This is a genomic window from Mycobacterium sp. E3251, from assembly GCF_001666835.1.
GTDB lineage: Bacteria > Actinomycetota > Actinomycetes > Mycobacteriales > Mycobacteriaceae > Mycobacterium.
Genome location: NZ_LZJF01000004.1, coordinates 39,853 through 48,139 on the forward strand (window position 1 = coordinate 39,853; position 8,287 = coordinate 48,139).

Genomic DNA, 8,287 nt, shown 5'->3' on the forward strand with positions numbered 1-8,287 from the left:
ATTCGCGCGTCCAGTTACGCGTCTTCCAGCAAATCAGGTGTCACTGCCGACTCGGTGTCCGGAATGCCCTCGATCTTGGCCTTGCGGTCGGCCATCGACAGCAGCCGGCGAATGCGGCCCGCCACAGCGTCTTTCGTCATCGGCGGGTCGGCGAGCCGGCCGAGCTCCTCCAGCGAGGCCTGCCGGTGCTCGACGCGCAGCTTGCCGGCCGAGGCCAGGTGGTCGGGGACGGTGTCGCCGAGAATCTCCAATGCGCGTTCCACGCGGGCCGCTGCCGCGACCGCCGCCCGCGCCGAGCGGCGCAGGTTGGCGTCGTCGAAGTTGGCGAGCCGGTTGGCAGTCGCCCGCACCTCGCGGCGCATCCGGCGCTCCTCCCAGATCAGCCGGGTGTCCTGGGCGCCCATCCGGGTCAGCAACGCGCCGATCGCCTCGCCGTCGCGCACCACCACCCGATCGGCGCCACGCACCTCGCGTGCCTTGGCGCTGACCCCGAGCCGTCGCGCCGCGCCCACCAACGCCAGCGCGGCCTCCGGGCCGGGGCAGCTGACCTCCAGAGCCGACGACCGTCCCGGCTCGGTCAGCGACCCGTGCGCGAGGAAGGCTCCGCGCCAGGCGGCCTCGGCGTCGGCGACGCTGCCCCCCACGACTTGGGCGGGCAGACCGCGCACGGGCCGGCCGCGGTTGTCGAGCAGTCCGGTCTGGCGTGCCAGCGCCTCGCCGTCGTTGGCCACGCGCAACACGTAACGGGTGGTCTTGCGAATCCCGCTGGCCGACAACACATGCACGACCGCGTTATAGCCGTAGAGCTCGAAGATGTCCTTGCGCAGTCGGCGCGCGACGTTGCCCAGGTCCACCTCGGCCTCCACCACCACCCGACCGCCGACGATGTGCAATCCACCGGCGAACCTCAGCAGGGACGTGACCTCCGCGCGACGCGCACTGACCGACTTCACGACCAGGCGGCTGAGCTCGTCCTTGACTTCGGTCGTCATCGCCACGCGTCGTCACTCCTCGGTCCGCTGCCGCCCGGTCCATCTCCACCGGTCTGTGGACTTGCACCGTCGACCCGAATTTCCGCGGTGGCCGTGACCGGAGGCGCTCCCGGACCCTTGTGGGCCGCCCGGACCCCGTCCAGGGCCGCCGCGAGTTTGCCTGGATCATGTAAAGGTGTACCAGGTCGGGCCACATCGGCGAAGTGGACCTCGGCCGAAAGCAGCGTCGCGGTGCGGCGCAGGTGCTCGCGCTCCCGCTCACTGGGCACGCGCTCGGCGTCGATGATGATGTCGTGCACGGTGAACCCCGGTGCGTGCTGGGCCAACACGTGCAGATGACGCTCGACGGAGAAGCCAGCCGTCTCCCCCGGCTCGGCCATCAGATTGAGCACCAGCGCCCGCCGGGCGGTGGTGGCCCGCAGCGCCGCCGCCAGACCCGGCACCAGCACGTGCGGGATCACGCTGGTGAACCACGAGCCGGGACCGAGGACCACCAGGTCGGCGGCCATGATGGCGTCGACGGCCTGACGGGTCGCCGGCGGATCGGACGGCAGTAGGCGCACCCGTCGGACCTTGCCCGGTGTGGTGGCGATCGCCACCTGGCCGCGAATCAGCCGGAATATCCGCGGGTCGGTCTCCAGGCCCGACACGTCCGCCTCGATCTGCAGAGCGATCGGACACATCGGCAGCACCCGGCCCTTGACGCCCAGGATGCGGCCCAGCTCGTCGAGGGCGGCCACCGGATCGGCCAGCACTTCCGACAGCCCGGCGAGCAGCAGATTGCCGATCGGGTGCCCGGCCAACGCCCCATTGCCGCCGAAGCGGTGCTGCAGAATGGTCGCCCACAGCCGCCCGTGCGGGCTGTCGGATGCCAAGGCCGCCAACGCCATTCGCAGATCACCCGGTGGCACCACATCCAATTCGCTGCGCAGCCGCCCGGAGGAACCACCGTCGTCGGCGACGGTCACCACGGCGGTGACGTGCGGCGTCAGCCGGCGGGCCGCGGACAGCGTCGCGTACAGACCGTGTCCGCCGCCCAGCGCGACGATGCCCTTATTCGTCGGCGCGTTCATTCGCGCCCCAGATCCCGGTGCAACACCCGCACCGAAAGTTGTGCTTCGCCCTCATCGGCCTTGAGGATCTGCATCAGCGCCTCGGCGATCGCAACGCTGCGGTGCTTACCACCGGTGCAGCCGATTCCGACCGTCATGTACCGCTTGCCCTCCCGGCGGTAACCGTCGACGACCAGAGACAGCAACCGATGGTAGGCGTCGAGAAACTCCGCGGCGCCGGGCTGGCTCAACACGTATTCACTGACGGCCGGGTCCTGTCCGGTGAGCGGGCGCAGCTCGTCCACCCAGTGCGGGTTCGGCAGGAACCGCACGTCCATCACCATGTCGGCGTCCATCGGCAGGCCGTACTTGAAGCCGAACGATTCGACGGTGACGCTGATCGACGTGCTGGCTTCGCCGCCGAACGCGCGCTCGATGCTCTCCCGCAAGCCCCGCACCGACAGTGTCGACGTGTCGATGATCAGGTCGGCGGTGGCGCGCACCGGGGCCAGCATCCGGCGCTCGGCGGCGATGCCCTCGGCCAGGGTCTGGTCGCCCTGCAGCGGATGACTGCGGCGATTCTGTTCATAGCGGCGCACCAGCATGTCGTCGGATGCCTCCATGAACACCACCCGCGGGCTGATGTTTCGGGTGGCCAGCTCGTTGCGCACCTCATCGAGGTCACCGGTGAAGCCGCGCGACCGCACGTCCATCACCACCGCCAGCCGGGTGATCCGCGACCCGGCGTCCATGCCGAAATCCACCATCCGCGTGATCAGCTGGGGCGGCAGGTTGTCGGCCACATACCAGCCCAGGTCCTCGAGCACCTTGGCCGCAGTACCCCGCCCCGCGCCCGATAATCCGGTCACCAGAACGACATCGATGCCGGCCGGGGCACCCCGGGTGTGGCCCTCCGCCAATTCACCCGTCATTCGGCTTCTCCGGGTGGGTCAGGTCGCAACGCCTCCAGGACGGCGGTGGCGGTGGCCACACCGATACCGGGAACGGCCGTGATCTGGTCGACGGTGGCCTCCTTGAGGCGGGCTATGGATCCGAAATGGGTTACCAGCGCCTTGCGGCGATGCTCCCCCAATCCTGGCACCGAATCCAGCGCCGAGGCGGTCATTCGCTTGGATCGCTTGCTGCGATGGTAGGTGATGGCGAACCGATGCGCCTCGTCACGAATCCGTTGCAACAGATAAAGGCCTTCGCTGTTGCGCGGCATGATGACGGGATCCGGCTCGGACGGCACCCAAATCTCTTCCAGCCGCTTGGCCAGACCGATCACCGCGACGTCGGTGATGCCGAGGTCTTCGAGCACGGCGCTGGCCGCGTTGACCTGCGGTGCGCCTCCGTCGACGACGTAGAGGTTGGGCGGATAGGCGAATCGGCGCGACTTTCCTTCGGGTGAAAGCATATTCGGATCGTTTTGTTCACTCAGGTGGCGAGCGAACCGACGCCGCGTCACCTCGGCGATCGAGGCGACGTCGTCCGAGCGCCCCTGCCCGGCGGCTTCGCGGATCCCGAAGTGGCGGTAGTCGGACTTGCGCGGCAGGCCGTCCTCGAACACCACCAACGAGCCCACCACGTCGGTGCCCTGCACGTGGCTGATGTCGACGCATTCGATGCGCAGCGGCGCATCAGCCAACCCGAGAGCTTCCTGAATGTTCTGCAGCGCAGCCGATCTGGCGTTGAAGTCGCCGGCCCTTCTCAGCTTGTGTTGCTGCAGAGCCTCTTTGGCGTTGCGCTGTACGGTTTCGGCGAGTGCCCGCTTGTCGCCGCGGCGGGGCACCCGCAGCGCGACGCGCGAACCGCGCAGGCCGGACAGCCAGCTGGTCAGTTCGTCGGAGTTGGACGGCAGGCAGGGCACCAGCACCTCGCGCGGCACCGGGTTGGCGGCCTCGTCGGCCGCACCACCCAGTTCGGCCTGCTCGCCGTAGAACTGCGTCAGAAACTGCTCGACCAACTGCTCCTCGCCGGAATCACCCGCCTCCGCGGACTTTTCGACGATCCAGCCGCGCTGGCCGCGCACTCGGCCGCCGCGGACGTGGAACACCTGCACCGCCGCCTCCAGCTCGTCGTCGGCGAAGGCGACCACGTCGGCATCGGTGCCGTCGCCGAGCACCACGGCCTGCTTCTCCATGGCGCGTTTGAGCGCACCCAGGTCGTCCCTCAGGCGAGCGGCCCGCTCGAAGTCGAGTTCGTCGGACGCGGCGTGCATTCGCTGTTCCAACTCGCGCGCGAAGCGGTCCGTCTTGCCGGACAGGAAGTCGCAGAAATCGTCGACGATCTGGCGGTGCTGCTCGGCGCTGACCCGGCCGATGCAAGGCGCCGAGCACTTGTCGATGTATCCGAGCAGGCACGGACGGTCGATCTGCTTGTGCCGCTTGAACACACCGGCCGAACAGGTGCGGGCCGGAAACACGCGGGTGAGCAGGTCCAGCGTCTCCCGAATCGCCCAGGCATGGGAGTAGGGCCCGAAATAGCGCACGCCCTTGCGGCGCGGCCCGCGGTAGACCATCAGCCGCGGAAATTCCTCGTTGAGGGTGACGGCCAGCACCGGGTACGACTTGTCGTCGCGGTAGCGGACGTTGAACCGCGGGTCGAACTCCTTGATCCAGTTGTATTCGAGCTGCAGCGCCTCGACTTCGGTGTTGACCACCGTCCACTCGACCTTGGCGGCGGTGGTCACCATCTGCCGGGTGCGCGGGTGCAGGGCGGAGATGTCCTGGAAGTAGGACGTCAGCCTGCTCCGCAGGCTCTTCGCCTTGCCGACGTAGATGACCCGTCCGTGCGTATCCCGGAATCGGTAGACGCCCGGCTCGACCGGGATGGACCCGGGCGGAGGGCGATACGTGGCGGGATCTGGCACCCATCCAGGCTAGTAGCCGTCGGGCGGATGCCGGCCCCTCGGGATCACGGCTCGACGCGCCGAGAACGGCGCCCCTGGTTCGACCGCTGCCTGTAACGCATTCGAGCGCTTGTTCGATAAATAGGTCAGCCGCCGAGAGATCCGCCAACTCCCAGAAAAGGGCCGACGACCTCGGGTTACGACGACTAACCCACGGTGTGGGCGGTTTGGACGGCTCTCGTTCTGGTTACCAAGGTGGTAGCTGGACGTTACAGTGGGTGGCAATCAATGGAGGGAGTCCACAGATGTTCAAGCGCTCGTTGACCAGGATCGCGATGGGGGTTGGCGGCCTGGCATTGGCGTCGACCGCCGCAGCTGGGGTCGCATCCGCTGCCCCTGACTACGGCCCGATGATCAACACGACCTGCAGCTACGACCAGGCGATGCGGGCGGTGCACGCGGAAAACCCGATGGCCGCTCAGTACCTCGACCAGTCGCCGCCGAACCAGCAGTTCTTGCAGCAGTACCTGGCGTCGTCGCCGGATCAGCGCGTGAACCTGCTGCACGCCATCGAGCACAACCAGGGCGCGCAACAGGCTTTGCCGATCTTCCAGCAGATGATGACCGACTGTAAGAACTTCTGACCGATCCACCTGACGGGCTATCCGTGCTCGCACGGATAGCCCGTTCAGTGGCTATGCAGGTCGGGCCGATACCGCGCCAATAGCGATCGCACGGTGTCCATGGCGTCGATCGCGCGTTCCTTGTCGACGGCCTGGATGGCCATCACGGGAATGTACTCGTCGTCGGGCAGGTCGATGCGCGCCCAGCGGTTCCCCACCGGGAACGAGACACCGGCGACGTCCGGCCACTCGATCAATTTGTCGCCCAGCAGGTTACGCACCGATATGCCGGCGGCCCCGATGCGCAGCCGGGGCCGGGCGAACAGCAGCACCACGCCCGCGAGGACCAGACCGAGCAGCGCCATCGCCACCTGGTCGCTGGTCTGGAACACCACCCCGGTCGATCCGGCCTTGAGCAAGAATCCGATCGCGATGTGCACCGCGGCGATGATGATCGCCGCCCCGTAAACGAATTTAGGTGTGCGGTAGGGACGCAACTCGACGTCCCAGCCCCCCTGGTCGGTCACGACCGAGCGCGCAGGTCACGCAGCGTCAGCGCGGTCTGCAGCGCCGCACCGGTCGCCTGAGCACCCTTGTCCTCGGCTGATTCGGGAAGACCGGCGCGGTCGAGGGCCTGCTCCTCAGTGTCGGTGGTCAGCACCCCATTGGCCACCGGCGTCGAAGAGTCCAGCGACACGCGGGTCAAGCCCTGCGTCACGGCGTCGCACACATAGTCGAAATGCGGTGTCTGGCCACGGATTACCACACCCAGGGCGACCACCGCATCGTGATTGCGGGTCAGTTCCTGCGCCACCACCGGGATCTCGATCGCGCCGAGCACGCGGACCACCGTCGGGTCGTCGATGCCCCACGCGGCGGCCACCTTGCGAGCACCGGCCAGTAGCGCGTCGCAGATCTCGGTGTGCCAGGTGCTCGCAACGATGGCCAACCGCAGACCGGATGCATCCAGGGGCCGAACCTCCGGCACGCCCGCGGCAGGACTCACAGAGCGCCGCCGAATTCGCCTGGCAGATGGACCGATTCGTGAAAGTCGTCGAGGCCGGCCAGGTCATGGCCCATCTTGTCGCGCTTGGTCATCAGGTAGCGGATGTTCTCCGCGTTGGCGCGCACCGGCAGCGGCACCCGCTCGATGATGTGCAGGCCGTAGCCGTCCAGCCCGACCCGTTTGGCCGGGTTGTTGGTCAGTAGCCGCATCGAGCGGACGCCGAGGTCGACCAGGATCTGCGCCCCGATTCCGTAATCCCTTGCGTCCGCTGGCAATCCGAGTTTGAGGTTGGCGTCGACGGTGTCCTCGCCGGCGTCCTGCAGCTGATAGGCCTGCAGTTTGTGCATCAGGCCGATACCGCGGCCCTCGTGGCCACGCATGTACAGCACGATGCCGCGGCCCTCCCGCGCGACCATCGCCATCGCGGCGTCGAGCTGAGGCCCGCAATCGCACCGGCGGGAACCGAACACGTCACCGGTCAGGCACTCGGAGTGCACCCGGACCAGCACGTCGTCGCCGTCGGCGTTGGGCCCGGCGATCTCGCCACGCACCAGCGCGACGTGTTCGACGTCCTCATAGATGCTGGCGTAGCCGATGGCGCGAAACTCTCCGTGCCGGGTCGGTATGCGGGCCTCGGCGATTCGCTCGATGTGTTTCTCGTGCTTGCGCCGCCACTCGATCAGATCGGCGATGGTGATCATCGCGAGGTCGTGCTCGTCGGCGAAGACCCGCAGCTCGTCGGTCTGCGCCATCGCGCCTTCGTCCTTTTGGCTGACGATTTCGCAAATCGCGCCCGCGGGTTGCAATCCGGCCATCCGGGCCAGGTCGACGGCGGCCTCGGTGTGGCCGGGGCGGCGCAGCACGCCGCCGTCCTTGGCGCGCAACGGAACCACGTGACCGGGGCGCGTGAAATCGTTGGCGATGCTGGCGGGATCGGCCAGCAGGCGCATGGTGGTCGCGCGATCGGAGGCCGAAATACCGGTGCCCACACCGTTCTTCGCGTCGACGGTGACGGTGTAGGCCGTCCCGTGCTTGTCCTGGTTCACCGCGTACATGGGCAGCAGCCCCAGCCGGTCGCAGATGGCGCCGTCCAGCGGGACGCACAGGTACCCCGAGGTGTAGCGGACCATGAACGCCACCAGCTCCGGCGTCGCCTTTTCCGCGGCGAAGATCAGGTCGCCTTCGTTCTCGCGATCCTCGTCGTCGATGACGACCACGGCCTTTCCGGCCGCAATGTCGGCAACCGCCCTCTCGACGGAGTCCAACCTCGTCATCGTCGCTACCTTGCTGTCTCAGGGGTCCGCAGGAAGAGCCCAAGTGTTGCATTCAGTATGAACCACCGCGCGGGCCACGTTATTGCCGCGGAGTTCGCGACGGACCGGCACGGCGCCTGTGCACCTTCGGAACGATGGGGACGGGCGCGGCAAAACGACCCCTGATCCGGTCCCAGCAATCTACGCTGGGCGCATGAGAATCGCGGTAAGACTGGCGGTACCGGCCGTGACCTTGATGTTCGCGGCCGGACTAGCAGCGGGCGTCGCCTCCCCGCAACGGGCGACGGCCGACGCGTGCGCCGACGTCGGCGGTCGGCATGTGAGCGTCGGCGGGTGCACGGATCCGGGTCGCTGGGGTAACTGGGTCCTTCCGGCCGGCGCGATGACGGTCCCGCCACCCGACGCACCACCGCCGTGCTACACCCCATCCGGCGAGCCCTACTGGACGCCTCCGGGCGAGCCCTGCTGAGCGAACCGGCGCGGCGCGCA

At 68.0% G+C, this 8,287-nt stretch carries 9 protein-coding genes; 2 read left to right on the top strand and 7 right to left on the bottom strand.

The features are described 5' to 3' along the window. Window positions 1-14: 14 nt before the first annotated feature. The 4 genes from whiA to uvrC are packed head-to-tail and all read right to left on the bottom strand — an operon-like array spanning window position 15 to window position 4,916. Entirely contained in the window at window positions 15-992 is a 978-nt protein-coding gene (gene whiA / locus A5697_RS00385) for a DNA-binding protein WhiA (RefSeq protein ID WP_139272911.1), read from the bottom strand. Next, a complete protein-coding gene (yvcK, locus tag A5697_RS00390) occupies window positions 989-2,065 on the bottom strand; it encodes a uridine diphosphate-N-acetylglucosamine-binding protein YvcK (protein WP_067944606.1) in 1,077 nt (358 codons plus the stop codon). The genes whiA and yvcK overlap by 4 nt, the downstream gene beginning before the upstream one ends. Then, a complete protein-coding gene (rapZ, locus tag A5697_RS00395; protein ID WP_067944607.1) occupies window positions 2,062-2,976 on the bottom strand; it encodes an RNase adapter RapZ in 915 nt (304 codons plus the stop codon). Before rapZ ends, yvcK begins: the two co-directional genes overlap by 4 nt. Continuing rightward, window positions 2,973-4,916 (bottom strand): excinuclease ABC subunit UvrC, encoded by a 1,944-nt coding sequence (uvrC, locus tag A5697_RS00400; protein ID WP_067944608.1) that lies wholly within the window; start codon window positions 4,914-4,916, stop codon window positions 2,973-2,975. The genes rapZ and uvrC overlap by 4 nt, the downstream gene beginning before the upstream one ends. Window positions 4,917-5,200: 284 nt before the next feature. Here uvrC and A5697_RS00405 point away from each other — a divergent pair, with 284 nt between their 5' ends. Then, entirely contained in the window at window positions 5,201-5,539 is a 339-nt protein-coding gene (locus tag A5697_RS00405; RefSeq protein WP_067275840.1) for a hemophore-related protein, read from the top strand. 44 nt (window positions 5,540-5,583) lie between these two features. On the opposite strand, the gene A5697_RS00410 is transcribed toward A5697_RS00405, so the two are convergent. Genes A5697_RS00410 through A5697_RS00420 form a run of 3 tightly spaced genes read right to left on the bottom strand, consistent with a single transcriptional unit; the run spans window position 5,584 to window position 7,798 of the window. Continuing rightward, window positions 5,584-6,045, bottom strand: coding sequence for a PH domain-containing protein (locus A5697_RS00410; protein WP_068006987.1), 462 nt, complete (start codon window positions 6,043-6,045; stop codon window positions 5,584-5,586). Beyond that, window positions 6,042-6,524: a 6,7-dimethyl-8-ribityllumazine synthase gene (gene ribH / locus A5697_RS00415; protein WP_067944610.1), complete on the bottom strand. Its 483-nt coding sequence runs from the start codon at window positions 6,522-6,524 to the stop codon at window positions 6,042-6,044. Before ribH ends, A5697_RS00410 begins: the two co-directional genes overlap by 4 nt. Beyond that, complete coding sequence (locus A5697_RS00420) at window positions 6,521-7,798, bottom strand: bifunctional 3,4-dihydroxy-2-butanone-4-phosphate synthase/GTP cyclohydrolase II (RefSeq protein WP_067944611.1); 1,278 nt, start codon at window positions 7,796-7,798, stop codon at window positions 6,521-6,523. Before A5697_RS00420 ends, ribH begins: the two co-directional genes overlap by 4 nt. Window positions 7,799-7,991: 193 nt before the next feature. On the opposite strand from A5697_RS00420, the gene A5697_RS26805 reads away from it, so the two are divergent. After that, entirely contained in the window at window positions 7,992-8,267 is a 276-nt protein-coding gene (locus A5697_RS26805; RefSeq protein ID WP_082953169.1) for a hypothetical protein, read from the top strand. The last annotated feature ends 20 nt before the right edge of the window (window positions 8,268-8,287 follow it).